This is a genomic window from Marivirga arenosa (genome assembly GCF_030503895.2).
Classification (GTDB): Bacteria; Bacteroidota; Bacteroidia; order Cytophagales; family Cyclobacteriaceae; genus Marivirga; species Marivirga arenosa.
The window spans coordinates 2,123,122-2,150,000 of the sequence record NZ_CP129970.2 but is presented as its reverse complement, the minus strand read 5'-3'; the positions used below and the strand labels follow the sequence as shown (position 1 = coordinate 2,150,000).

Here is a 26,879-nt window from a genome sequence, read left to right as displayed (position 1 = left end):
TTTTCATATGCCATTTCACCGTAGAATTTAGCAGTGGGATCAATACCTTTTATCCATGTAAATTTATCTGAAACATTTTTCAAAAGTTCATATGCTTTTAAAGATCCATTTCCAAAAAGATATACTTTATTATAAGATTCAATTAGGTTATTAAAGGAGTCTTCCTCTATAATTAAATTAGACATTTTTTCGATCCCCTTAAGATTATGACCCGACACTTTATAAAACACTTCCATTCTTCTAGCGTCAATCATTGGAATGTAGCATATATTTTCTGAGGCATCAAAATTTATAACTTGAGAAGTCATACTATCTAAGGAAGAAATAGACAATAAAGGAATATCTAAAGCATAACATAATCCTTTGGCAGTACTTAAACCTATTCTTAAGCCAGTGTAAGAGCCCGGACCAGATGAAACTGCTACAGCCGATAAGTCTGACATATTTAAATCACAATGCTGAAGTAGTTCTTCTATTAATGGCGTTAGAGAATTAGAATGAGATTTCTCTAAAAACAAATCAGTGTTCGCCATTAATTCTCCTTCCTTATGAATGGCTACAGAACAAATGGGCGTTGAGGTTTCTATACTTAAAATGAAACTCATATTAACTCTAATATTTTCTTAACTATTACTAAGATGATGAAAGCAGCAAATAAATAACTTACCGTTGTAGCTTTCATTTTCCTACTCCATTTCACACCAATTCTTGCTGTGATTAAAGTACCTACAATTAAAGGCCCTGCTACTTGAAATAAAATATAACCAGTATGAGAAATTTGAATCTCTTGCATAGGTTGTTGAAACAGATTAAAAACAACCATAGCCAAAGAAGTAATGGTTATTACTCCTAAAGAAATAGCCTTCGCCTTTTTTACTCCCATCTTAAACCCTTGATTCAAAAAAGGAATAATTATAACTCCACCTCCTAAGCCTGTTAAAGACGCAGCCAAACCTGCAGAAAGTCCTGTTAAGGATAGCAATGAATAATTGCTGGAATTTCTTTCCTTAAATTGATTTTGCTTTTTCGCATTGAATAAGGTTGAGAAAAGCATACCCCCTAAAAGAAATATTACCACAACATTGAATACTTCCCTTGAATAGAAAGGAGTATTTACAATAAAAAACAAGGACAGCAAGCCCGCAATTATTGAAAATATACTAATGGGTAAAATCTGTTTTGGATAAAATTCACCGTGTTTTATATGATTGGAAGTAGAAAACAAGGCCGCAAAGAATGTCCCGAAAAGAGAATTAGCAATTGTAAACTGAGCGATTTCCTGATCAGGAATACCTATATAATTAAAAGCAATTGGTAGAATTAGTATGTATACAATTCCTCCACCTACACCGAGTAAACCTGAAATTAAACCTCCAATTAAACCAGCTAAAAATAATAGGAAATAAAAGTCCATTAATTTTCAACCTCTAGAAGACCCTGATATTTATTTGAATTATTAAGCAATTGAATGGCTGCTTCTACCTCTTCATCATTCTCAAAGGATGATTCAATCATTCCTTGTCGTTTATGATAACGTGAAATAATTTCTTCTTTCAATGCCTTTTTAATTTCAGAACTAAAAACTTTTAAATCCTCCTTTTTATGTTCTTGTATATCCGTTTCTAAAGCCCTGATTTCCTTTTCAAGAAATTCTAAATATTTATCAGAGTCAGCAGTTTCTTTTAACTTATTAATGGCTCTTTCAGTAGCCGTAATATAACTGTAATCTTTAGTTGATACCCAATCTAAAAATTGATTATACAAATTATCTGTAATAGCGAAGGATTTAGGATCTGGAACGCTTTCCTCATTATTATAGAAGTATTCAGTGGCGAAATCAAAGATAAAACCCTTTTTGATTAATTGAATGGTTATAGGCGCTAAGCCTTTATTCTCAACTTTAAACTCTGGAGATACTCCTCCTCCATCATAAACAACTCTACCAGCTCTTGTTTTAAATTCCGTTTTTAATGAATCTGGAATTTTTTCAATGCTTCCATCTTCATTTCGGTGGCTATAATCTATGGCTTGTATACATCTGCCACTTGGAATATAATATTTTGCGGTTGTTATTTTCAATTGGCTATTATAACTCAGTGGCCTTGTTGCTTGCACTAAACCTTTCCCGAAACTTCTTTGTCCCACCAATACTCCTCTGTCATAATCTTGAATAGTTCCAGCTACAATTTCTGAAGCGGAAGCACTATTATTGCTTATTAGGACTGCAAGCGGAATATTAATATCAACTGGATTTTTATTGGCAGTATAGGTTTTATTCCATTCTTCAATTTTACCTTTAGTGCTCACTACTTCTAAACCTTTTGGGATAAATACATTAGAGACTTCAATTGACTCATTCAAAAGTCCTCCTGGATTCCCTCTTAAATCTAGGATTACTTTTTTAGCACCTTTTCCTTTTAGTTCTACTAAAGCAGCCCGAACTGAAGCACCTGCACCGCTAGAAAATTCAGTTAAACGTATATAAGCAATATCATTTTCAATTATACCATAATACGGAACACTCTCAATATTAATTCTCTGTCTTTCTACGGTAAAAGAAAGTGGTCTTTTTTCACCGCTTCTTTTTACTTTTACCTCAACTTGAGTTCCAATTTGCCCTTTAAGTAGCTTATTAATTTCATCTGTTGAATAATCTGAGATTGGATTTCCGTCAACTTCCAATAATTCATCCCCAATATTAACTCCTGCTGTTTCCGCTGGAGCCCCTTCGAAAACCATCATCACAACATTTCTTCCTTCAATCTTTCCAAGAGTTGTTCCAATGCCACCATATTGACCAGTTGACATTATTCTGTAATCTTCAATTTTATCTTCAGGAATGAAATTGGTGTAGGGATCAAGAGATTGAAGCATGGCCTCAATTCCAATCTCTATAATATCAGTTGGATTGATTTCATCGACATAATAGGTGTTTAGTTCCTTATATAGAGTAGTAAAAACGTCTAAGTTTTTGATGATTTCAAAATACCTGTCATTTTTCTGTATTTGAAAAGATGCTAAAAATACTAAAGCCGCCACAGCAATAGCAATAAAAGATTTATTGGTTAACTTCATATAAAAGATGCTTTACTTCAATTCTTGTGACAAACGCTCCAAAGTCTTTTTTAGTTTTTTAGCTAAAGTTAGAGTAGGCATTTTTTTGTCTGAAGTGTAAATATAAGCAATCCTTAAATTTTTATTAAGCAAATCAGGAGCAATCAAAGATTTGTTTTGCCGGTAAGCTTCTCTGATTTGTCTTTTAATAAAATTTCGATCAGGGGCTTTTTTAAATTTCCTTTTGGGGACGGAAATTAAAATTTGTTGAGGGCTATGTTTTTCAGTTAACTTCTGCGTTAGGTACAAAACCTTAAATGGGTATAAATAAAAAGAGGAGCCCTTTTCAAAAAGCTCCTTAATATCATTTCTATGATGTAAGCGCTCAGTTTTCTTAAAAGAAAAATCGTTATTGTCCGGAATTACAGACATGCGCCTTTCTGCATAGCAGAATTATTTTCTATGCTTGCTCTTTTCGTCTGAAACAGTCAATTTGTGACGTCCTTTCGCTCTTCTTCTTGCTAAAACGTTTCTACCATTAACAGATTCCATTCTAGCTCTGAATCCATGCTTGTTTTTTCTTTTCCTTTGAGAAGGCTGAAATGTACGTTTCATATCTTTATATTTTAATTATTTTCTTGTTCTGTAATAAGGGCTGCAAAGATAAGCAGTTAATTTGTTTCTGCAAAATAGTTTTTGAAAATACTAAGCGCATTACACTTTTTATATCTCCTTATAAATCATGAACTTTACTGCACAAATGTAATATGGTTTTTTAAATAAATCGATAATGATTGAATATAGATTATCTCAAAATCATCCTCAAGACCCATTTTTAAATATTGAAATTAAATTAAACACTAATACAGATAAATTAAAACTGAAATTATCAAACTGGCGCCCAGGCAGATATCAATTAGGAAACTTCTCAAAATACTTAAGAGGATTTAAAGCATATGACTCAAATCATAAACCCCTCTCCTTTAAAAAAACTGATAAAAACAGCTGGGAGATAGAGTCTGATGCCAATAGTTACATTATTCAATATCAAATCTATACTTCAATAATCGATGGTGGAAGCACCTTTGTTGATGAAGAACATTGGTATTTGAATTTTATTAACTGTATGCTTTATGATGCCGATAACATGAATCAGCAGCATAAAATATTGCTAGACATTCCAGGTGATTGGCAAATAGCTTGCGGGCTGCAAAAAGAAGGAACCACTTTAATTGCGGATAACTTTTATCAATTGGTGGATAGCCCTGCACTAGTTGGTGCAAGATTAAAACATTTAAAATACAGTATAGATAATTATAATTTCCATCTCTGGTTTAGGGGAGATTTTAAAATCGATGACGAAAGTAAAATTATAAAGGACTTCAAGAATTTCAGTCAGCATCAATTAGAAACTATGCAAGAATTTGAAAGCAGGGATTATCATTTCCTGTTTCAAATTTTACCTGAAAAAGCTTATCATGGAGTAGAGCATTTAAACAGTACATGCATTGTTTTAGGGCCCGCTAAAGAATTTAATAGTGATGAATTTTACTCGAATTTATTAGGAATTAGCTCTCATGAGCTATTTCATTATTGGAATATCATAAGAATAAGACCACAGGAGATGTATCCTTATGATTTTGATAAAGAAAATTACTTTACGACTGGATATGTTGCGGAAGGAGTAACCACTTATTATGGAGATTTATTTTTGATTCGAAGTGGAGTTAAAGATTTAGATTGGTATCAAAAAGAATTAAATAAATTATTTAAGAGACATTTTGAAAACTATGGCAGGTTCAATTATTCAGTAGCTGAATCATCTTATGATTTATGGCTAGATGGATATGAAGCCGGAATTCCACATCGAAAAGTTTCTATTTATGTAAAGGGAGCACTGATTGCCTTAATTCTTGACTTAAGAATAATTTTAAAAAGTAAAGGTGAAAAATCATTAGATGATGTAATGAAATTATTATGGAATAATTATTACAAAAATGATCAAGGATATTCTGCTGAAGATTACCTTAAAACTGCTGAAGAAGTAATGGGGGAAGATTTATCACAATACTCTTATGATTACATAACGGGAACGAAACCGATTGAAGATGAATTGAATTCGCTATTATCAGAATTTGGTTTTGATTTAACTATAAAGAAAAATGAAAACCTGCTGAGTCGATATTTTGGAATCAAAACAAATGAAGATAAAATACTTAATATAGCTCCAAAAAGTATTGCAGAAAAAAAATTAAGAATAGGAGATCAAATTATTTCAATTAACGGGATTAAGTTTGATGAAACTTCTGAGTTGTGGTTTGAATCCGAAAATCCTGAATATGTAGTACAAGTTCTGAGAAATCAAAAAATCAAGGAAGTCTCTTTAAAAATTGAAGATGTCAATTACTTCAACAGTTATGTGATAGAGAGTCAAAAAGAAGTCTCTGATTATCAATTAGAGAACAGAAAGAAATGGCTTAATCTTGGTTAAATAATTGGGAGGGGCTAGAAAAGCGAAAGGCAGCTCCCCAGCTGCCTTTCTATTTCAACCAAAACCTTACAAAGTCATTGACTTGTATAAGATGTTATAAAAGTAGAGTCTTTTTTTTTACCCGTCAAGCCTATCAATATTTTTTTTATATATTTCTTGAAATTATTCTATAAATGGTCATTTTTTATAGATAAAGTACAAATAAATAATTTATTACCCCATCTAATTTATTTTTGTCAGTTCTTTAAATTCTTTCCAATCTATATCAAATGGTTTTTCATAGGTTGAATCTCCCAGCTGTTTTGTAACATATTCAATTCTATCCTTTAATCCAGGATGAGAAGAAATCCATTTAAAAGCATCTGGAATATTCGCTTTAGATTGCTTCAATTTTAAGAAGAACTGAGTTAGCCTATTTGGATTTAATTCTGCAGCTTTTAAATATTTAACAGCATATTCATCTGCTTCTCTTTCCATCTTTCTACTAAATCCGCTACTCACTACCAATTTGCTTATTTCCTGTAATACAACAGGGTCACCTCCGGACATAATTAAGATTAAAGAATTTAACCCTAACTCCTTTATGAGATTCTTAATAACATGTCGATTTTCAGCATGCGCCAATTCATGTGCTAATACAGCAGCAAACTCTTCAGCTGATTCAGTCTGTTCAATTAAAGCAGTAAAAATAAAAATCTGACCGTTAAAGGCTGTAAATGCATTTACTTGTTCTGATTTCAAAATATGAATATCATACTGATAACTTAATGAATCCATTCCAGTAGATAACCTATCCATTATAATATTTAGAGTTGAATCAACTGATTCATCTTCTATAGATTCATACTCTTTGAATATTTGATCATTAAAGAAATCAGCTATCTCATCCTCTTTCTGGAAAGATATTAATTCATTCTTCTCAGTAGTGGTAGAAAAATATGTAAAACCAGCCCAAATGGCTAGAGCAAAGATTAAGATAATTAATAAGTCTCTTAAATTCTTATTCATGCTATTTAGGAGGTTGGTTTACAATTCTATTTTGTTCAAAGGATTTCTTTTTAAAAACAGATTGATAAGAAAGTCTACCGAATAAAATAAAGTAATACATTTCTCCTTTTCTAGCTTTTACCGCACCTATCAGACTAAAAACTACATATAACAAATTAGCAATTCCTACCAACCATAAATAGCCTTTAAACACATCCGTAAAGGGATAATCAAGAAAAATAATTCTTAAACCCCAAAATACAGCTACCGCATTCAATAATGAGGTAGGCAATTGACTTAATAAGGATTGCAAAGCATGAAAACGAACAAAGAGACTTTTACCTTTATTTATATAATAATATATAATGGCAGCAATTAAATTAAGAATTGGTAATGGAAGGCCTGCACCTAATGCTGCAAACATCATTAGGTAAGCCCCCATTGCATCTTCTTTTTCCCTAATATCTATTTCATCAGGTTGCGGAATGCTTTGGTAATTATCTACATTCATCTTATTGCATTGGTTTTCCAGTAAACGGAGGATAAATATCAGTCATATATGACATATAAAGATTAACTCTAGTGCTCCATCTAAATGTACCTACAATAAACTCATGCCATGATTTCGGGTATTCTCCTGTGAAAAGTACTACCCACCATGCGACAAATGCTAATATTTGACACCAGATTAATCGAAAGAAAAGTATAAAGGCATGTGGAATAATAACATATAAGGGGCCAAAAAATAACCTTAGTAATACCAACCCTCGACTGATCCTTTCTGGGTATTGAACCTGTATTTCTACATAAGGATCTTTTGCATCTAGACCAAATGGTGGATAATCATCAGCTAAATTAAATATACGAGCATTAACTCTTGTTTGCCATCTAATTAGTTGAACTTGGTATTCAAAAAAGCTTTCTGGATACCTTCCTGTGAATAAAATCACAAAGAATGAGATGATTTGTAAAATACTTCCCCAAATTCCAAGGAACATTAAAAGGAAAAAATGAGGTATTTGAATATAAATCCACCCAAAGAAGGATCTTAATAATAATTCACCACGCGAATAGCGATCTTGGTGTTTAATCTGAAAAGTTAACATGTTCAATTAGGTTTTATGAGGCCTGAAATTGTGAAAATTTTAGATTAAATACAACTATTGGAGTAATTATAACTAATGTATTAATTGCAAATAGAGAATATTGAAAGTATAAGAAAAAAGCCCGAATCAAATTCGAGCTTTTCATTTTAATTACTATTAATCTAATGCTTAAAATTCGTAAGCTTGTTTTTCTAAAACATGATCAGCAACTGATCTTCTTACTTCTTTTAAGTTCATTGGCTCAATTTTGCTAAAACGCTTCAATCCTAACAACATCATTCGTTGCTCATCTCCTTCAGCGAAGGCAAAAATTGCCTCTTTACCTGCTCTATTAGCTACCTCTACAGCTCTATGCAGATATAATTTTGTCATATTGATTTGCTGCTCGCAAGCTTTTTCTCCTTTAATGCCAATTAACTTTTCGGTTCTTAGTAAAGCAGATTCTGCTGTATATACTTCTATCAGCATATCGGCTAAGTTCATTAAGATTTCCTGTTCATGAGACAGCTTTTGCATATACTTCTGAACTGCGGCACCAGAAATCATTAAGCCCGCTTTCTTTAAGTTAGCTAATACTTTCTTTTCTTTTGCGAATAAAGCATCATCTTCATCAGCACCGAAATCAGGAATAGAAGTTAATTCTTTCTGAACATTCATGGCTGGAGTCATTAAATCAAGCTTACCCTTCATAGCTCTTTTCAATAACATATCAATAGTTAACATTCTATTGATTTCATTAGTACCCTCGAATATTCTATTAATACGAGCATCTCTGTAAGCTCTATCCATTGGAGCGTCAGCAGAGAATCCCATACCACCATAAATCTGAACGCCTTCATCTGCTACATAATCTAACACCTCTGATGCATGTACTTTCATAATTGCACATTCAATGGCAAATTCTTCTACAGATTTTAATTTAGCTTCGGCTTCATCCATACCATTAGCGATCATATCCTCATAAGCATCATCAATATTCTGACCTGCTCTGTAAGCTGCCGATTCAGAAGCATAGGTTCTTGCAGCCATTTCAGCTACTTTGTGTTTGATAGCGCCAAAGCTACCGATAGAAGTACCAAACTGCTTTCTTTCATTAGCATATTGAGAAGCTTGAGCGATAATACCTTTTGAAGCACCAATTGCAGAAGCTCCTAATTTAATTCTCCCAATATTTAAGATATTAACGGCAATTTTAAAACCGTTTTCTCTTTCAGATAGCATGTTCTCAACTGGAACTTTGCAATCATTAAAGAATACCTGACGAGTAGAAGAACCTTTAATACCCATCTTAGCTTCTTCTTCATTCATAGTAACACCACCAAATTCTTTTTCAACTATGAAAGCTGATAAGTTTTTGTCATCATCAATTTTAGCAAAAACGATAAATACATCTGCAAAACCACCATTCGTGATCCACATTTTTTGACCATTGATGATATAGTGTTTTTTATCATCAGATAAAACTGCTTTCGTTTTCGCAGCATTAGCATCAGAACCAGAATCTGGCTCAGTTAGGCAGTATGATGCTTTCCACTCACCAGTTGCTAATTTTGGTAAGTATTTTTTCTTTTGCTCTTCAGTACCGTAATATAAAATTGGCAAAGTACCTATACCAGTATGTGCCGATAACGCAACAGCAAATGAATGCCCTGCTCCAATTACTTCTGCTACTAGCATTGAAGTATTGAAATCCATACCGAAACCTTCATATTCTTCAGGAACTGATGTACCTAAAAGACCTAATTCACCTGATTTATCCAATAACTTAGGCATTAATTCAGGATTCCCTTTTACGTCATCAATTTCATCTAATCTAGGATAGATTTCTTGTTCTAAGAAATCTTTACAAGTTTGAGCAATCATTTGCTGCTCTTCTGTCCACTCTTCTGGAGTGAATACTGCCTGAGCAGGAGTTTCTTCAATAAGAAAAGCTCCTCCTTTTGCTGTGAATTTTTTCTCTGTAGTACTCATAATATTAATGTTTAGTATTTGGTATCTGTAATGCTTTCTCCTTCATCATAGATGAAAAAGAAACACCAGAATAAATTTAATTTTGGATACTAGAATCTAGATCCTAGGCTCTAGTATCATATTTTTTTACATCATTTCGTAAATGCCGGCAATACCTTGTCCACCACCAATACATGCGGTTACCATTCCGTATTTACCGTTAGTTCTCTTCAATTCATTTAAAACTTGAACTGAAAGTTTTGCACCAGAACATCCTAATGGGTGACCTAATGCAATAGCTCCACCATTTACATTTAATTTCGATTGATCTAAATCTAATTCTCTAATCACAGCTAATGATTGAGCTGCAAATGCTTCATTCAATTCAATTAAATCAATGTCATTTAATTTTAAGCCTGCATTCTTTAGTGCTTTAGGCACAGCTTCAACTGGACCTATACCCATAATTCTTGGCTCAACACCCGCAACACCAAAACCTACCATTCTTGCGATAGGCTTAACATTTAATTCTTTCACCATTCTTTCTGACATCACCATGGTGAATGATGCACCATCATTAGTTGGTGAAGAATTACCAGCGGTAACTGAACCTCCTTGAGCAAATACCGGTCTTAGTTTTCCTAAAACTTCAGTACTTGTTCCAGCTCTAGGACCTTCATCTTTATCAACCGTAAAGTCTCTTGTTTTCTTTTTACCATTCTCAACATATGTTTCCTTTACATTGATTGGTACGATTTCATCATCGAATTTCCCATCTTTTTGTGCCTGTAAAGCTTTCATGTGAGAATTATATGCAAACTCATCCTGATCTTCTCTTGAGATTTTCCATTGCTGTGCAATTTGCTCAGCTGTTAAACCCATTGAAGTATAATAATCAGGCGTTTCAGTTGCTATTTTATAATTCAAGGCTGTTTTATAACCCATAATTGGTACCATAGACATTGATTCTGTACCTCCAGCAATGATAATATCACCATAACCAGCCTGAATTTTTGAGGCTGCAATATTAATTGCTTCTAATCCAGATCCACAATATCTATTGATCACCATACCGGGCACTTCTTTTCCTAATGCTAATAAGGAAATCATTCTTCCCATTTGCATTCCTTGCTCCGCTTCTTGCACAGCATTACCTACGATAAGGTCATCTACCATTTTATTCTCAACGCCATCAACTTGAGAAACCAAGTGCTTGATGACATCAGAGGCTAGATCATCCGGGCGAGTAAACCGGAAACCTCCTTTTTTGGCTCTTGTTACAGCCGTTCTATATCCTGCTACTATATATGCGTCCATTTTAATTAAAGATTTAAGATTTTAGATAATTAGATTTTAGATGTTCTGAAAAAGCAAACAACATATTTTGCAATTGCTTGATTTCATCAGATACAACATCAAAATCATTCTTCTTTATTATTTCAAGTTCATAACTGATATAAGATTGAGTAAATAATTCATAGCATGAGCCGTTTGCGATACTAATAAATTGTAGAAACTCTTTTGGAGAATTTCTACCAGCTCCTTCTGCTATATTAGATGAAATTGAAACTGCGGCTCTTCTCATCTGGCTTACAAGTCCAAATTTTTCCTCAGAAGGAAATTTTTTGGTCACATTATAAATACTTTTTGTAATGTCTATTGCTTTCTGCCAAATTTTCAATTCTTTGAGATTATGCATTTTCAATCTTTCATCTATTATCTAAACATCTAATATCTGTGTTCTAATTACGAAGTGGTTTACCTCCTTGTAAAACTGATTGAATTCTTTCGAGTGTTTTCTTCTCACCTAATAATGACAAGAATGCTTCTCTTTCTAAATCCAATAGGTATTGTTCAGAAACTTCTTGAGGATAAGATAAGTCTCCACCACACATCACATAAGCTAACTTATCAGCTATCTTTTGATCGTGTTCAGAAATATATCTTCCCATCTTCATTCCATTAACACCTGCCTTAAATAAAGCGATACCTGTTTTTCCTTGAACTTTGATATCTTCTCTTTGAACTGGCATTGTGTAGCCTGCATCTGCTAATCGAATAGCAGCTTGTTTAGCATCCGCTATCTGTCTGCTTCTATTTACACTAATTCCATCAGATGGTCTCAAGATCCCCATATCAATTGCCTCATGAGCAGAAGTTGCCACTTTTGCCATTGCAATATTCATATAAGCGTTTTGTAAAGCATTTAGCTCAACATCACCATCTTGGAATCTGTCTGCAACGCGAAGGGCATTTTCTTTAGTACCTCCACCACCAGGAATAACACCAACTCCAACTTCTACTAAACCAATATAAGTTTCAGCAGATGCCTGAATGTGGTCAGCGTGCATAGATAACTCGCAACCGCCACCTAAAGCCATATTATGAGGAGCCACTACTACTGGAACAGCAGAATAACGCGCACGCATCATAGTTTGCTGGAATTGACGAATCATGAAATCTAATTCATCATACTCTTGTTCAATGGCAAACATAAATACCATACCTAGGTTGGCCCCTAATGAGAAATTCGATCCTTCATTTGAGATTACAACCCCTCTGTATTTTTCTTCTGCCATTGAAATACCTTTATTGATGGCTTCAACAACGCCACCTCCTAAAGTATTTGATTTAGACCTGAATTCTACATTAATAATTCCATCCCCAAGATCAATGATTCCTGCTTCGGCATTACTCCATATTTCTTTTCCACTTTCTTTTAAGTTTTCAAGAATAATGAACTCTTCAGTACCAGGAATATTTACATATTTCTTGCTATCGATGTCATAATATTGTTTCTGACCTGCTTCTACTCTGTAGAAAGAATCAGCACCTGAATCTAGCATATCATAAACCCATTGATTTGGTTTATAACCTGCTTCTTCCATTTTCTCAACTGTTTTCTTAACACCAAGAGTATCCCAAGTTTCAAATGGACCAATTTCCCAACCAAATCCAGTACAAATTGCCTGATCAATTCTGTATAATTCGTCAGAAATTTCAGGAATACGGTTAGATGAATATTGGAATAAGCCATAGAATGAATCTCTGTAGAATTCACCTGCCTTATCTTTGCCACCTAAAAGAACTGGGAATCTATCTTTTAGATTTGAAACCTGCTTACTTGCTTCAAGTGTAGCAAATTTTGGTTTCGTTTTGGGCTTATATTCCATTGAATCTAAGTCTAAGGTTAAGATCTCAGTCTTACCATCTTTCTTAGTTTTTTTATAGAATCCTTGACCTGTCTTATCTCCTAACCACTTATTTTCTTCTAATTTCCCAATTACGTCCGGTAATTTGAACGTTTCTCTAGATTCATCATTAGGTAGATTATCATATAAACCATTTGCTACTTTAATTAAAGTATCTAAGCCTACAACATCAGAAGTTCTGAATGTAGCTGATTTTGGTCTACCGATCGCTGGTCCTGTTAATTTATCAATTTCATCAATGTTTAACCCAAGTTTTTGCATTGAATCTACCACTTTTAAGATAGCGTATATCCCTACTCGGTTAGCAATGAATGCTGGAGTATCTTTACATAATACAGTAGTCTTACCCAAATACAGATCTCCGTAATGCATTAAGAAATCTGTGATTGATTGATCCGTTTTAGGAGTTGGGATTATCTCTAATAATTTTAAGTAACGTGGTGGGTTAAAGAAGTGGGTTCCAATAAAGTGTTTCTGGAAATCTTCACTTCTATCTTCCAACATCATATGAATAGGAATACCTGATGTATTAGAAGATATAATTGTACCCTTAGTTCTGTGTTTCTCTACATTTTCAAAAACCTGCTTTTTGATATCTAGACGCTCAACCACAGCTTCTAATACCCAATCGCAATCTTTAATTTTGTGCATATCATCATCGAAATTGCCTAATGTAATTCTTTTGGCAAAGTCTTTATGATATAACGAAGCAGGTTTTCCTTTTAAAGTTGATTGAAAGGCATCGTTTACAATACGATTTCTCACCTGAGGATCTTCCTTAGTTAGGCCTTGTTTTTTTTCAGCATCCGTAAGTTCGAAAGGTACAATATCTAGTAAAAGCACCTCCACGCCTATGTTAGCAAAATGGCAAGCAATCCTTGAACCCATGATGCCCGAACCTAAAACGGCTACTTTTCTAATGTTTCGTTTCATTTAGTCGTTGTGGTTTAAATTTTAAAAATTAATGAACTGATTCTTTATTTTTATATATGTCACTATTCTCAATAATGTCATTTACACTATTGATGACATCAAAAAAAACTTCCAACTTATCATGGTCAATAGTTTTGATCACTTCCTCATTGAAAGTTTTTACCGTCTCTCTTGATATAGCTTTTTTCTCTATTCCTAAGTCTGTTAAGAATATTCTTACTGATCTTTTATCTTCAGGATCTGGCTTTTTATAAATCAAGCCTTTCTCCTCCATATTTTTAAGCATTCTGGTCAGACTTCTACTCTCTAGCCCCATTAAGGGAGCAATTTTAGTAGCTGGAGTTCCTTCTTTGGTATTGATATTAAGTAATACAAACCCTATCGAAGTTGTAATTCCATGCTTTACCGCCTGTTGATTGTACATGCGAGAAATAGCATGCCAGGCCGCTTTTATATTATAGTCAATTGATTCTTCTCTTTTCATGGAATTCAAATATACAAAAATATAGTATGCATGCATACTATATTTTGAAAAAAATATTTCTTTTGGTGAAAAAATTTATTCACAGAAGAATACTACAGTAAAAACGAAATAGGAAACATAAAGGATGTGTTTATATCATATTAACTACAATCTGCTATTTCACGATCATCATAATTAAGAGTAGACAAAAAATGAAGAGTATTTAGTGTATTGTCATCTAGTTAGCAGATTGGTCATGATAATAATACTCCGTTAGAAGTATTTAATTTGGTGGTTGTTCAAACTTATCCGTAACTGGTTTATCATTTAAATTAAACCTATGGTTAATCCCTATGGTAATTGGAAAGGTGGTAAAGCTATCTAATGAAGAATTATTTTGAGAGTCAAAAATAACGCTTCTCCCCATTACACTCACAAACCAATCAAAATTATCGGTAATTCCTCTACCAAGCTTCAATCCATAATTAAAAGAAAGATTTGTGCTGGCCAATTCAGATATATCATCGAAAGTGATGGTACTAGCTCCCATACCTCCATGAGCGGATATTCTCCAATCCGTTTGCCCCTGATCTGTAAATAGGTATTCCACACCAGCCGAATAATGCCAAATCTGACTGTCATCAAAACCTAGTATGCCAGGAAGCAATTCAGTTGTTAGATCAGTCCTTAATATTAACCTTTCTCTGACAGAATAACCTAGTCTAGCTCCAACATTAAATCCAGTACTGACGCGATTTGCTAAACTGCCCGTTGGAAAAGAAGGACCTGCTCTCAACTCCACATTCCAAGGAAAAATAGGGTTTTCGCCCTGGGAAATTGCTTTAAATGAGTTGCTAACACTAAATAAAAAAACAATTGCCGAAATAGTAATTATTTTAGCTCTTGTAAAATAAATCATATAAAGTATTCTATTAAAAAAATGCTTAGTACTAATTAAAGACGAAGCTATAGAACATATGTTTCAAATTATTAATTATCAGCACTTTACGACTAATATCACATATCAACTAACGGAAGCCGCTTGCAATAATAATCCACAGATATAAGCTGCATAAGTACCTAAAACATAACCTAGCACGGCTAATAAAACACCAACCGGGGCTAAACTTGGGTGAAAAGCACCTGCTACAATGGGTGCTGAAGCTGCACCACCCACATTGGCTTGACTACCAACGGCTACAAAAAAGAATGGCGCCTTTATTAATTTAGCTATCAATAGAAGGACTATTACATGAATAGACATCCAAATAGCGCCCACAATAAAAAATCCTGGATTATCAAATATTTCAGTGACATCCATCAGCATCCCAATTGAAGCAACCAAAATGTAAATCATTACACTTCCTAACCTTGACGCTCCTACTCCTTCTAATTTCCTAGCTTTTGTGAATGAAAGCATTAAACCTATAGTTGTGGCAATTATTACAATCCAGAAAAATGATGACGTTAAACTAAACTTATCTAACTGAGGGGCATTTTCTGCTATCCATGGCGCTATAAGATCTGCCCCAAAATGAGCTATCGCTGTAGCCCCAAAGCCTACCGCTAGAACGGTAACTACCTCATGCAAATGAGGAATTTTCATAATAGAGGCTTGATATTTCTCAATTCCTATTTTCACTTCCTCAATCGCAGAGGCATCTGCTTTTAATTTTTTATCTAGTTTTTTTGAAATTCCGACACCATATAATAAGAAGGCCATCCAAATATTAGCTATAATAACATCCACAGTTACCATAGTGGCAAAGAGATCTTCGCTTGCTCCGAAAGTTTCAAACATAGCTGCCTGATTAGCACCTCCACCGATCCAACTTCCTGCAATAGTTGCCATTCCTCTCCATACTGCATCTGGACCAACTCCTCCTACAACATCAGGAGCAAATGATGAAACTATTAGGATTGCTATTGGTCCTCCAATTACAATACCTAAGGTGCCGGCCAAAAACATAACCACAGCTTTAGTTCCTAAATTGGAGATCGCTTTTAAATCAACCGATAAGGTTAATAATACTAATGATGTGGGTAATAGATAGCGAGATGCCACAAAATAGAGATTAGAATCTTCACCGGATACTATACCGAATGTATTTAATAAAGAAGGTAGGAAATAACATAATAAAACAGAGGGTACGATGCGATAGAATTTTTTCCATCCTTCTTTTTTACTTGATGCAGTAACAAATACGAATGCTAAAATGATAAATAATAATCCTAAAGTAACGGCATCATTAGTAATTAAAGGCTTCTCCATTATTTATAATGTTCTTTTAAAATTTCAACAAATTCACTGAGGATCATAGCAGTTGCTCCCCACACAACTTTTTCATCAATATCAAAAAAAGGAGCTTTCAATCTAACTTCCTTTGCGACCGTTAATTCCTTCTCTTGTATGGTTTGAGGATGGATTAAATGTTCCAATTCTGCTTGAAAAATATGTTCGACTTCTCGAGGATCTCTTGAAAATTCTGGTTTTTCATTTAAGATGCTAATGACAGGCTTTACAATAAAGTTACTAGCTGTCACATTCAAGTCAGATAAACTACCGATTACTTGCTGATCGGATATTTTTACTCCAATTTCCTCATAAGTTTCTCTAATAGCTGTTTCGATCAATGTTTGATCAGAATCTTCCTTTTTCCCACCTGGCAAACTCACTTGTCCACCATGCACCCCCTGATACGGTGGTCGTTTCATTAAAGGGAAATAAACCTTATTATCAAAAGGATATAGAGCGATCATGACTGCCCCTTTTTTTGGCGGTTCACTATACTTCATTTTAAAACGCTGCCCTATTGGTTTTGCCATCATTTGCTGATGAGCATTATCACCAGGTAGAGCTTTTAATAATCGTTCAGTAAGAAAATCTTTTAAATCTGTTATCATGAATAATCAACAATTATACAAAACATATTAAAGCTTTCATTAAAAACTTTCGAACTATCACGAAAGCTCAATAATTTTTTACTTTTCAACTCAACTAAATTTCTAACTCTTGTTCTTAGAAAAATATCATTATAAAATGATCCATTTAAAAAATTTTTGGGGTAATAGTATTTAAAGTACTATTTAGTACATGATAAAATGAAGAAAAAAATTAACATAAGTTCTTATAAATCAATTTTTTATAAGTTTTTATTTACAATAGTATTCTTATTTTTCTATCTTTATAATTGACCTTGAAATTAATTACCCATGAAAAAATGGCTACTCTTTTTTTTATTCATAGGTGTAGGGTTTATTTATTCCTCCACTTCTTTTAGTCAAAATCCATTTGTGACTACTTGGCAAACTACGGATGGTACTATAACTATACCAATAATTTCTATTGATAGTTTAACTTACAATTATGATATAGAATGGACTAACCTAACAAACCCTGGGGAAGGTGATGGCTCTGATGCAGGAGTTTCTACATCATATACCATTTCAGGCTTAAATAATGATGATACTTATGAAATCAGTATTTCTGGTGCATTTCCAGCAATTTACTTTCTGGGCGATACAGATGAAGCTCCAAAAATTCAGACCATAGAACAATGGGGAGATATTCAATGGGAGACAATGTATTTTGCATTTTGGGCTTGTAGCAATTTAACTTCTAATGCAACAGACGCACCTGACTTAAGCTTAGTTAAAAGTATGTACGCCACTTTTGGATTAGCCACTTCTTTTAATAGTGATTTAAATAATTGGGATGTAAGCACTATAGAAAACATGTTAGGAACATTCTTTCAAGCTACCTCATTCAACGGCAATATTAGTAACTGGTCAACTTTCAATGTAACCACTATGCGACAAATGTTTGAGGGCGCTACTTCTTTTAATCAAAATTTAAATGGTTGGAGCGTTAGTTCTGTAACAAATATGAACAGCATGTTTCAAAATGCCTCTGCTTTCAATAGTCCTTTAGATTTTTGGGTTCCTTTTCAGGTTACTGATATGACCGAAATGTTCTCAGGAGCAAGTTCATTTGATCAGTCCTTAGGTGCTTGGAGTATTAGAGATGTTACCACTATGTCTGGTATGCTAGATAACTCTGGCTTATCAAAAGTAAATTATGATGCAACCTTAAGAGGTTGGGAATCCTTTTTCAATACTCCCACTGGAATTACACTCGGAGCAGCAGGGTTAAGCTATTGCAATGGAGCAGATGCCAGAACCACACTAACTGGAACTACCTACAGCTGGACTATAAATGGAGATGCATTAGACTGCCAAGCATTTGTTACACGATGGCAAACAGATGATGGTCAAATAACCATCCCTACAAGCAATTCAGAAACATACTTCTATGATGTTAGCTGGAGAAATATTACGAATCCTGGTGTAGGAGAGGGATCTACATTAGGTTTAACCAGCAGATATACAATCACAGGGCTTAATAATGGAGATATTTATGAAGTTTCTATTACAGGAGATTTCCCAAAAATATATTTTCTTGATTTTAATATATCTGTAGCTGATAGAGGGAAAATAATTAGCATAGAACAATGGGGAGATCAGGAATGGACGGATTTGAGTTACTCATTTTACAACTGCATAAATTTAACTTCAAATATTTCAGACACTCCCTTACTACAAAATGTAAGCCTCGCATATAATATGTTTGATGGTGCAACATCTTTTGATGGTGATTTATCCAACTGGGATGTGAGTACTTTCCAAGATGTAAGTAGTATGTTTCGAAATGCCAGCTCCTTTAACGGGAATATTCAAAATTGGGATGTGAGCAATATAACAGACATGAATGCTATGTTTTCTGGTGCCACTAGTTTTAATCAAAATATAGATGGATGGGAAGTGAGTAATGTAACCAATATGGGATCGATGTTTCAAAACGCTACTTCATTTAATCAGAATTTAAATTCATGGGACGTTAGCAATGTCACTTTCATGGATAATATGTTTTCTGGAGCCACCTCATTTAATGGTAACATTAGTAATTGGAGTGTTAGCAGGGTAACATCAATGGATAGAATGTTTAGTGATGCCACTACTTTTTCAGGAAACCTTAGTAGATGGAATGTAGGAAATTGCGAGAGCATGAGGCTGATGTTTAACAATGCAAGTTCCTTTGTTAGTGACTTGAGTAATTGGGATGTTAGAAATGTCACCAATATGGTGGAAATGTTTAAGGGAGCTACAAACTTTAATAGCGACCTAAGTGATTGGGATATCTCTCAAGTAACCAACCTAGGAGGGATGTTTTGGGATGCTTCTACTTTTAATCAGAATTTAGCGAGTTGGGACATCAGTTCAGTTGCTGCATTTGAAGAAGAAAGATCAGGAGTTATTGGAATTGATTCAATATTTACGAATAGCGCATTGAGTACTATAAACTACGACTCAACTGTTATCGGATGGGCTACTTTGTCAGAAAACGAAACTTTAATACCAAATGATTTAAATTTGGGTGCCCATAATATTAGCTACTGTTTTTCTGAGCAAGAACGCTCTCAATTAATAAACACTCACAACTGGTTAATTGATGATGCAGGAGCACGGTGTCCTACTCCTACTATTCAAGCATCTAACATTACTTTTTCAAATGTTTCAACTAATCAATTGAATGTATCATGGGAAAATGGAGATGGATCTGGGAGAATTGTAATAGTAAAACAAAATCAAGCTGTAGATTTTGTTCCTACAAATCTTTCAAGTTATTCGGCTAATAATGATTTTTCTAACGCCACCGATATAGGCAATAATAATTATGTTGTTTATGTGGGTCAAGGAAATAATTTTACACTTACTGGATTATCCGAAGGTACAAGCTATCATTTCCAAATATTCGAATATAATGGTGCTAATGGATTAGAGGTTTATAATACTGATACTTCAACTGGAAATCCAGAATCAGTTGTCACATTATCTACTCCTAGTATAACTGAGTTTCAGCCTTCATCAGGTGCAATTGGTGATACTATAACCATTTCAGGAAGTGGGTTTAGTAATGCAAGCATCGTTAGCTTTGGTGGTATTAATGCTAATTCATTTACAGTAGAATCAGATAATTCAATTTTGGCAATTTTAGCCAATGGTGCTTCGGGCGAAATATCAATTACATCACCAGCGGGTACTGCTTCAATGCCAGGATTCGAATTCATTCCGGCTCCTTTGATCGAATCATTCAACCCTGATACTGGTACTACTGGCGATACGATTATCATATTGGGCTTTAATTTTGATAATGCAAGCATCGTTAGCTTTGGTGGAATTAATGCTAATTCTTTTACGGTAATTTCAAGTACAGAAATCCAAGCTCTTTTAGGAAATGTCGCTCCTGGTAATGTAAGCATTACTACGCCTGGTGGAACTGCAACAAAATCAGGATTTAAAATTATTCCTGCTCCTATCATTACCTCATTTAGTCCAACATTCGCTTCACCAGGGGATACTATCACAATCAATGGATTGAACTTTTCAAATACCAGTTCAGTAAGTTTTGGAGGGATAAATGCAGCATCCTTTGAAGTGATTTCAGATGCTGAAATAATTGCTATTGTGGGTAATGTATCACCTGGAAATGTAATCGTAACCACTCCTGGAGGATCAGCAACAAAAGAAGGTTTTACTACAGCATATTCACAAATCACCTTGTTTGAGGAAAAAAACATTGCTATTACCAGCAATCAAATAGCAACTGTTGATATTGGTTCTGCTGTGGAAGGGGAGCAAATTCAAAAACCATTTATCATCAATAATAATGGAAACGATGATTTAATAATTACAGGTATCACTTCTTCAAATTCTGTTTTCGAAATATTAAATGCACCTGATACCATTTTAGCAGGGACAGCCACCCAGTTTTCTATTCAATTCTCAGCCTCTGAAATTGATGATTATAATGGTGAAATTCTTATTGAAAATAACAGTTTTAACGAACCTCAATTTTCCTTCAATGTCAGTGCAGAGTTAACGGAATTAAATATTGTAGATAATGAGACTGATTCCATCATTATTTCAAATCAAGACATCAATTTAGGTACCACATTAATTAATGTAGACATTGACAAAAATTTTGAAATAGAAAATTTAAGCGCAAAAGCTACCATAAGTATACTTAGTATTACGGTTGATAATCCGGTGTTTCAAATTATCAATATACCTACCTCAATTGCACCCTTAAATTCAGAGCAGTTTACTGTAAGGTTAAACGCAAATGAGGTAGGCGAATATTCTGGACTAGTAAATGTGAATACAAATTTGAAAAGTTTCACATTCCGTGTAAATGGTCTAGTAGTTAATGAAATAAGTCGAGAAATAAAAGTCTACAATGTAGTAACTCCAAACGGAGATGGCCGACATGATTTTCTTCAAATCGATAATATCGCTGAATATCCGAATAATAAAGTTAGCATCTTCAACCGCTTAGGAAACAAGGTATTCGAGATTGATCAGTACAATAATAGTTCGAATATTTTTGAAGGCACCTCTAGCAATGGGGAAGAATTGATAAGTGGGAATTACTATTATGTGATTGATAAAGGGAATGGAGAAAAAAGAATTAGTGGTTTCATTTTAATTAAAAGATGATCAACATGAAAAAGGCAATAAAACTTATACTTCTAGTCCTCATCCCGTTTTGTTTACAAGCACAAAATGATCCATTATACAATCAATATTTCTTTAACCAGGCAATTATCAACCCGGCATATACAGGTGTTAATAATGTTTTAAATGCAACAGCACTAAGCCGAACCCAATGGGCTGGTGTAGAAGGAGCCCCCATTACAAATACTTTAAATGTTACAAATTCCTTTCTTAAGAATAAAATTGGAGTAGGCGCAAACCTTATTTTCGATCGCTTCGGAATCAATAATAATACTGAATTCAGCCTAATGTATTCTTATAAAATCATTACGCCACTAGGCAACGTGTTTTCTATGGGACTTCAAGCGGGTCTTGTGAATTATAATTATGACTACAACAGATTAAATTTACAATATTTAGACGATACCATTTTAAATGATGCTCAACCTAGTGTTACAAAAGAGAATTTTGGTTTCGGCTTCTGGTATATGAGTAAAAACTATTATATAGGCTTATCAGTACCTCGACTGTTAGATGTTAGAGTAAATGATGGGGGATCTCAAAGCACTCGATATCGTAGGCATTATTATCTAAGTGGTGGCTATGTATTTGACCAACTCTTCTCGTTTAAATTTAAACCCTCTATTTTAGTGATGTATGTTGATAATGATAATTATGCAGTTGACATCAACACCTCATTTCTTTTGAATGAGGCGATATGGTTAGGAGCTTCAATTCGAAACTTCTCAGCTTTAGGTTTAAACACTCAGTTAAAAATCGATGAATCCATTAAATTCGGCTATGCTTTTGAACTTCCTATTAACAATACAGCCTTAACAGGATTAGGTACGCATTCATTGATGATTTCGCTTGATTTAGCATTATTCGAAAGACATGCTTTAGGCAGAAGATATTTCTAAAATAAAAAAGGCCACACTTAAAAGTGTAGCCTTATATTATTTAACTCAGGTAATTATTACTTACCTGCTTCGTATCTCTTAGAAACCTCTTCCCAATTGATTACATTAAAGAAAGCTGAAATGTAATCAGGACGTCTGTTTTGGTAGTTTAAGTAATAAGCATGTTCCCAAACATCTAATCCTAAGATTGGAGTTCCACCGCAACCTACATTAGGCATGATTGGATTATCTTGATTGGCTGAAGAACAAACCTCAACTTTTCCACCTTTGTGAACGCATAACCAAGCCCATCCAGAACCGAAACGTGTTGCAGCAGCGTTTGAAAATTCTTCCTTAAATTTATCAAATGAACCATAAGCATCATTGATAGCATCAGCTAAAGCACCTGAAGGTTCACCTCCACCATTTGGAGACATTACTGTCCAAAATAATGAATGATTATAATGACCACCGCCATTATTTCTAACTGCAGTATTATCACTATTTTCTTTTAATAAATCTTCTAATGATTTTCCTGCCATATCAGTACCTTCAACGGCAGCATTTAATTTCGTAACGTATCCATTATGGTGCTTACCATGGTGTATCTCCATAGTTTTAGCATCAATATTTGGTTCTAAAGCATCTTTAGCATATGGTAATGCTGGTAATTCAAAAGCCATAATATTTATTTATTATTGGTTAAACATTTATTAAAAAATTCTACTTACTACGTAATTTAGCAAAAAACTCATCCAAGAGCTTTTTGCTATCGTTTGCCAATAGGCCGCTTTTAACAGTTGTCTTCGGATGAATCATATTAGGATTAATTTTATTGTAACCTCTTTTCTCATCAGACAAAGCATAAACCAAGTGATCAATTTGTGACCAATTTAAAGCACCAGCACACATACCACAAGGTTCCAAGCTCACATAAAGACTGCAATCCTTAAGATATTTTCCACCAAGATGATTTGCAGCGGAGGTAATGGCAATCATTTCTGCATGAGCCGTTACATCATTCAACCTTTCAGTTTGGTTATACGCTTTCGCAATAATTTTCTTTTGACAAACAACTACAGCACCCACAGGTATTTCACCTTCCTCAAAAGCAATTTCTGCTTGTCGGATGGCTTCCCTCATAAAGTGCTCGTCAGAATTAACGGTCAGTTCCATTTTATGTTTAACGAAATTTAACGGATCCAAACATTTTTTGAGCAATTGGTTCCCATTTTGACTTTAAATATGGAGGGCAAGAAAAGCTAATAGTTACTAAACCGTTTTTATGAATGGTATATAATAAATAAGTATACCGCTGTTCTGAACCACTACCTCTTTCATTTGCTGGTTTACCGTCAAATTGATATGCTGCAAATTGCTTATCATTTATTGTCACCAATTCCTTTTGAGAAAAGTCAATCTGCTTAAATAAAGGTGGAATACTAGAATCATAAAAATCCTTTAATAAGGCTACATCTCCTTCTTGCCAAAAAGTGGATGAAGCGGTAATGGTAAATTCTACCCCTGACTGCGCATCCGTCATAGCCACATCTGGAATTCTAGCGCCCAAGAATTTAGATGATAATTCTTGTTGTGTCATTTCTCTTAACTCAGTGGAAACCTCCATTGAAAGATAATCGGTAAGCTTTTGCTTTTTAAATGTCGTTTCTTGAAAAAAAAGTAAGAACGATAGTATTAAACCTATTGATTTAATCATTTAATATAATTTTGAGTGAAATAATTATGCCCTAATTGCAATCACAGGATCAAGTTTCGATGCCATTCCAGCTGGTACAATACCTGAAACTGTTCCGATAATAACGGATACTGATACTCCTAATATAACATTTGAAAAGGATAAAGAAAGGTCAAGGCTTCCTAATGATACAAAACTCAATAGGTAAACCAATAGCAATCCAAACATCCCACCTAAAACTGAGAGGAAAACAGCTTCGAATAAAAACTGAAAAAGAATAAAGAAATTTTTCGCACCCAATGATTTTTGAATGCCGATAATATTCGTTCTTTCTTTAACGGATACAAACATAATATTCGCGATTCCAAATCCTCCGACAAGTATAGAGAAACTACCTATCACCCATCCTGCTAAGGAGATAACACTGAAAATTGAGCCAATTACATCTGCAAAAGCTTCTGGTCTATTTACTGCAAAGTTTGTGTCTTCTCTTGGCCTTAATCCTCTGATTTGCCTAAGTAAACCAGTAATTTCACCTTCTAAATTTTTCAAGCCTTCATCCTCAGGATATCCTTTCAATGCAATGATTGATTCAACCCCAAAATTCCCTTGCCCTGAATACATTTTGAAAAAGGTATTGTAGGGAACATAGCAGAAGTCATCAGCACTAGGGGCATCAATTACACTTGCCCCTTGTTTTTCCATCACTCCAATTACTCTAAATTTTAATCCTCTTAGTTTTATCTCTTTACCAACGGGATCCGTTAATGGAAATAGTGTATTGGCAACTTCTGCACCTATAATGGATACATTTGCTCCTTTCTCTACTTCTTGAAGTCCGAAATAACGTCCTTTTTCAACTGGTATCTCAAAGACATCTTTATGCTGATAAGCAATACCTGACACTATTGCACCACTTAAGCTATTGCTTTCATGTTTTACCGTAACGCCAAATCTTTCAGCAAAAATGGTAACCGCACTAGCTTCTTTTGAATTATTTTTTAGGAACTGATATTCGCTATATTCAGCTTTTGGTCTGTTTACATATTTCCACCAAGGATAATTGTCTTCAAATATCCAAGGGAATTTTTCAATTCGAATCACATCATCTCCTAAAAAGTTTAAACTATCTCTAATATTTTTCTCTAAAGAATCTACCAAAGTAAATACTGTTATAATAGAAAAAATACCCACTGTTACACCCAAAAGTGATAAAATGGTTCTTAGCAGATTGGCTCTTAATGCACTTATCGCAAATCGAAAGCTCTCCAGAAGTAGATGAAAGTAAATCATATGTAAATATAAAAATATAAAGCTACAAGATTCCGAAAACTATTATTAACTTTGCCCTCTTAAATTTAAACCTAATAACTTAATACCGTAATATTAAGTATGAAATTATCAGAATTCAAATTCGACTTACCACTTAAATTAGTGGCACAACATCCGGCTGAAGACAGAGATCAAGCAAAACTAATGGTTTTGCACAAAGATACCGGAGAAATTGAACACAAAACTTTTAAAGACATAGTTGACTACTTTGATGAAGGTGACATTATGGTTACCAATAACACCAAAGTATTCCCAGCTCGCCTTTATGGAAACAAGGAAAAAACAGGTGCTCAGATTGAGGTTTTCTTATTAAGAGAACTTAATAAAGAAATGCACTTGTGGGATGTTTTAGTAGATCCAGCAAGAAAAATTCGTGTTGGAAACAAGCTGTATTTTGGAGATGGTGAGTTAGTAGCGGAAGTTATTGACAATACTACTTCAAGAGGAAGAACTATCAAATTCTTATATGATGGTGAAGACGAAGATTTCTACAAATTAGTAGACTCTTTAGGAGAAACTCCTCTTCCAAAATACATCAAGAGACCAGTGGAAGAAGCGGATAGAGAAAGATTCCAAACTATTTATGCTGAGGAAGTAGGAGCAGTAGCTGCACCAACTGCAGGTATGCACTTCACTCGTCAGGTATTAAAAAGAATGGAGTTAAAAGGCATCAAGACTAGCCCTATCACTTTACACATTGGTTTGGGAACTTTCCGTCCTGTTGACGTTGAGGATCTTACCAAGCACAAAATGGATTCAGAAAACTTCAAAGTTCCAGCTAAAACTGCTGAGCTAGTGAATGAATCTCTCGACAATAAAAAAAGGGTTTGTGCGATAGGAACTACAGCTATGCGTTCAATGGAATCTTCAGTTACAGCAAATAACAGACTGAAAGAAAATGAAGGCTGGACTGACCGTTTCATTTTCCCTCCTTACGAATTTAAAATTTGTAATGCATTATTAACAAATTTCCATATGCCTGAATCAACATTATTAATGATGGCATGTGCTTTCGGAGGTTATGAAAACGTAATGAATGCTTACCAAGAGGCCATTAAAAATAAATATAGATTCCTTTCTTATGGGGATGCTATGTTAATTATATAAAATACTTACATCAAACTGCTATGCAACTATACTGCATAGCAGTTTTTATTTTAGTAGATCAGAAACATTTCTTCAAAACACGCTGTTAGCCGTTC

At 34.1% G+C, this 26,879-nt stretch carries 24 protein-coding genes (1 of these 24 running past the window's edge); 4 read left to right on the top strand and 20 right to left on the bottom strand.

Annotated elements, in window-relative coordinates:
• The 5 genes in view from tsaB to rpmH are tightly spaced (at most 21 nt apart) and all read right to left on the bottom strand, a layout consistent with a single transcriptional unit that may run on beyond the window.
• Positions 1 to 605: the 5' portion of a tRNA (adenosine(37)-N6)-threonylcarbamoyltransferase complex dimerization subunit type 1 TsaB gene (tsaB, locus tag QYS48_RS09530; protein WP_308355709.1), read on the bottom strand. It extends 109 nt beyond the left edge of the window; only the first 605 of its 714 coding nucleotides appear in the window; its start codon is at positions 603 to 605; the stop codon falls past the left edge of the window.
• A complete protein-coding gene (locus QYS48_RS09525) occupies positions 602 to 1,414 on the bottom strand; it encodes a sulfite exporter TauE/SafE family protein (protein WP_302122807.1) in 813 nt (270 codons plus the stop codon). Before QYS48_RS09525 ends, tsaB begins: the two co-directional genes overlap by 4 nt.
• Positions 1,414 to 3,075, bottom strand: coding sequence for a S41 family peptidase (locus QYS48_RS09520; RefSeq protein ID WP_308355708.1), 1,662 nt, complete (start codon positions 3,073 to 3,075; stop codon positions 1,414 to 1,416). Before QYS48_RS09520 ends, QYS48_RS09525 begins: the two co-directional genes overlap by 1 nt.
• A 12-nt stretch (positions 3,076 to 3,087) precedes the next feature.
• A complete protein-coding gene (gene rnpA, locus QYS48_RS09515; RefSeq protein ID WP_302122805.1) occupies positions 3,088 to 3,486 on the bottom strand; it encodes a ribonuclease P protein component in 399 nt (132 codons plus the stop codon).
• Between the two features lie 21 nt (positions 3,487 to 3,507).
• A complete protein-coding gene (rpmH, locus tag QYS48_RS09510; RefSeq protein ID WP_308355707.1) occupies positions 3,508 to 3,669 on the bottom strand; it encodes a 50S ribosomal protein L34 in 162 nt (53 codons plus the stop codon).
• A gap of 175 nt (positions 3,670 to 3,844) precedes the next feature.
• Between rpmH and QYS48_RS09505 the strand changes: the two genes are divergently transcribed.
• On the top strand, positions 3,845 to 5,545 hold the full coding sequence (locus QYS48_RS09505) for a PDZ domain-containing protein (protein WP_308355706.1): 1,701 nt from the start codon (positions 3,845 to 3,847) through the stop codon (positions 5,543 to 5,545).
• Between the two features lie 222 nt (positions 5,546 to 5,767).
• On the opposite strand, the gene QYS48_RS09500 is transcribed toward QYS48_RS09505, so the two are convergent.
• The 11 genes from QYS48_RS09500 to QYS48_RS09450 all read right to left on the bottom strand — a co-directional run bounded on the left by QYS48_RS09500 (position 5,768) and on the right by QYS48_RS09450 (position 17,100).
• Positions 5,768 to 6,553: a M48 family metallopeptidase gene (locus QYS48_RS09500; protein ID WP_308355705.1), complete on the bottom strand. Its 786-nt coding sequence runs from the start codon at positions 6,551 to 6,553 to the stop codon at positions 5,768 to 5,770.
• 1 nt (position 6,554) lies between these two features.
• Positions 6,555 to 7,043 (bottom strand): DUF4870 domain-containing protein, encoded by a 489-nt coding sequence (locus tag QYS48_RS09495; RefSeq protein WP_308355704.1) that lies wholly within the window; start codon positions 7,041 to 7,043, stop codon positions 6,555 to 6,557.
• Between the two features lies 1 nt (position 7,044).
• Positions 7,045 to 7,638 carry a DUF4389 domain-containing protein gene (locus QYS48_RS09490; protein WP_308355703.1) on the bottom strand — a complete coding sequence of 198 codons (594 nt, stop codon included), beginning with the start codon at positions 7,636 to 7,638 and terminating at the stop codon, positions 7,045 to 7,047.
• Between the two features lie 168 nt (positions 7,639 to 7,806).
• Positions 7,807 to 9,609, bottom strand: a complete 1,803-nt coding sequence (locus QYS48_RS09485; RefSeq protein ID WP_308355702.1) for an acyl-CoA dehydrogenase family protein — start codon at positions 9,607 to 9,609, stop codon at positions 7,807 to 7,809.
• 126 nt (positions 9,610 to 9,735) lie between these two features.
• The gene (locus QYS48_RS09480; protein ID WP_308355701.1) at positions 9,736 to 10,905 is read right to left on the bottom strand and encodes an acetyl-CoA C-acyltransferase; all 1,170 of its coding nucleotides are present in this window, start codon (positions 10,903 to 10,905) and stop codon (positions 9,736 to 9,738) included.
• 13 nt (positions 10,906 to 10,918) lie between these two features.
• Positions 10,919 to 11,287 carry a four helix bundle protein gene (locus QYS48_RS09475; RefSeq protein ID WP_308355700.1) on the bottom strand — a complete coding sequence of 123 codons (369 nt, stop codon included), beginning with the start codon at positions 11,285 to 11,287 and terminating at the stop codon, positions 10,919 to 10,921.
• A 43-nt stretch (positions 11,288 to 11,330) separates the two neighbouring features.
• Entirely contained in the window at positions 11,331 to 13,733 is a 2,403-nt protein-coding gene (locus tag QYS48_RS09470) for a 3-hydroxyacyl-CoA dehydrogenase/enoyl-CoA hydratase family protein (RefSeq protein WP_308355699.1), read from the bottom strand.
• Positions 13,734 to 13,761: 28 nt separating this feature from the next.
• Positions 13,762 to 14,217, bottom strand: a complete 456-nt coding sequence (locus tag QYS48_RS09465) for a MarR family transcriptional regulator (protein WP_308355698.1) — start codon at positions 14,215 to 14,217, stop codon at positions 13,762 to 13,764.
• Positions 14,218 to 14,479: 262 nt separating this feature from the next.
• Positions 14,480 to 15,115 carry a hypothetical protein gene (locus QYS48_RS09460; RefSeq protein WP_308355697.1) on the bottom strand — a complete coding sequence of 212 codons (636 nt, stop codon included), beginning with the start codon at positions 15,113 to 15,115 and terminating at the stop codon, positions 14,480 to 14,482.
• A gap of 105 nt (positions 15,116 to 15,220) precedes the next feature.
• Positions 15,221 to 16,468, bottom strand: coding sequence for a DUF819 family protein (locus tag QYS48_RS09455; RefSeq protein ID WP_308355696.1), 1,248 nt, complete (start codon positions 16,466 to 16,468; stop codon positions 15,221 to 15,223).
• Positions 16,468 to 17,100, bottom strand: coding sequence for a CoA pyrophosphatase (locus tag QYS48_RS09450; RefSeq protein ID WP_308355695.1), 633 nt, complete (start codon positions 17,098 to 17,100; stop codon positions 16,468 to 16,470). The genes QYS48_RS09455 and QYS48_RS09450 overlap by 1 nt, the downstream gene beginning before the upstream one ends.
• 309 nt (positions 17,101 to 17,409) lie before the next feature.
• Between QYS48_RS09450 and QYS48_RS09445 the strand changes: the two genes are divergently transcribed.
• Together QYS48_RS09445 and QYS48_RS09440 are read left to right on the top strand one after the other, a co-directional pair.
• Positions 17,410 to 21,753 (top strand): BspA family leucine-rich repeat surface protein, encoded by a 4,344-nt coding sequence (locus QYS48_RS09445; protein WP_308355694.1) that lies wholly within the window; start codon positions 17,410 to 17,412, stop codon positions 21,751 to 21,753.
• Between the two features lie 5 nt (positions 21,754 to 21,758).
• Complete coding sequence (locus QYS48_RS09440; protein WP_308355693.1) at positions 21,759 to 22,670, top strand: type IX secretion system membrane protein PorP/SprF; 912 nt, start codon at positions 21,759 to 21,761, stop codon at positions 22,668 to 22,670.
• 56 nt (positions 22,671 to 22,726) lie between these two features.
• Here QYS48_RS09440 and QYS48_RS09435 read toward each other — a convergent pair whose 3' ends face one another.
• Genes QYS48_RS09435 through QYS48_RS09420 form a run of 4 tightly spaced genes read right to left on the bottom strand, consistent with a single transcriptional unit; the run spans position 22,727 to position 25,638 of the window.
• Entirely contained in the window at positions 22,727 to 23,332 is a 606-nt protein-coding gene (locus QYS48_RS09435) for a superoxide dismutase (RefSeq protein ID WP_308355692.1), read from the bottom strand.
• A 40-nt stretch (positions 23,333 to 23,372) separates the two neighbouring features.
• Positions 23,373 to 23,825: a nucleoside deaminase gene (locus QYS48_RS09430; RefSeq protein ID WP_302102221.1), complete on the bottom strand. Its 453-nt coding sequence runs from the start codon at positions 23,823 to 23,825 to the stop codon at positions 23,373 to 23,375.
• Between the two features lie 7 nt (positions 23,826 to 23,832).
• Complete coding sequence (locus QYS48_RS09425) at positions 23,833 to 24,366, bottom strand: hypothetical protein (RefSeq protein WP_302102222.1); 534 nt, start codon at positions 24,364 to 24,366, stop codon at positions 23,833 to 23,835.
• 24 nt (positions 24,367 to 24,390) lie between these two features.
• On the bottom strand, positions 24,391 to 25,638 hold the full coding sequence (locus tag QYS48_RS09420) for an ABC transporter permease (RefSeq protein WP_308355691.1): 1,248 nt from the start codon (positions 25,636 to 25,638) through the stop codon (positions 24,391 to 24,393).
• A 99-nt stretch (positions 25,639 to 25,737) separates the two neighbouring features.
• On the opposite strand from QYS48_RS09420, the gene queA reads away from it, so the two are divergent.
• Positions 25,738 to 26,784 (top strand): tRNA preQ1(34) S-adenosylmethionine ribosyltransferase-isomerase QueA, encoded by a 1,047-nt coding sequence (gene queA / locus QYS48_RS09415; RefSeq protein ID WP_308355690.1) that lies wholly within the window; start codon positions 25,738 to 25,740, stop codon positions 26,782 to 26,784.
• Positions 26,785 to 26,879 lie beyond the last annotated feature (95 nt).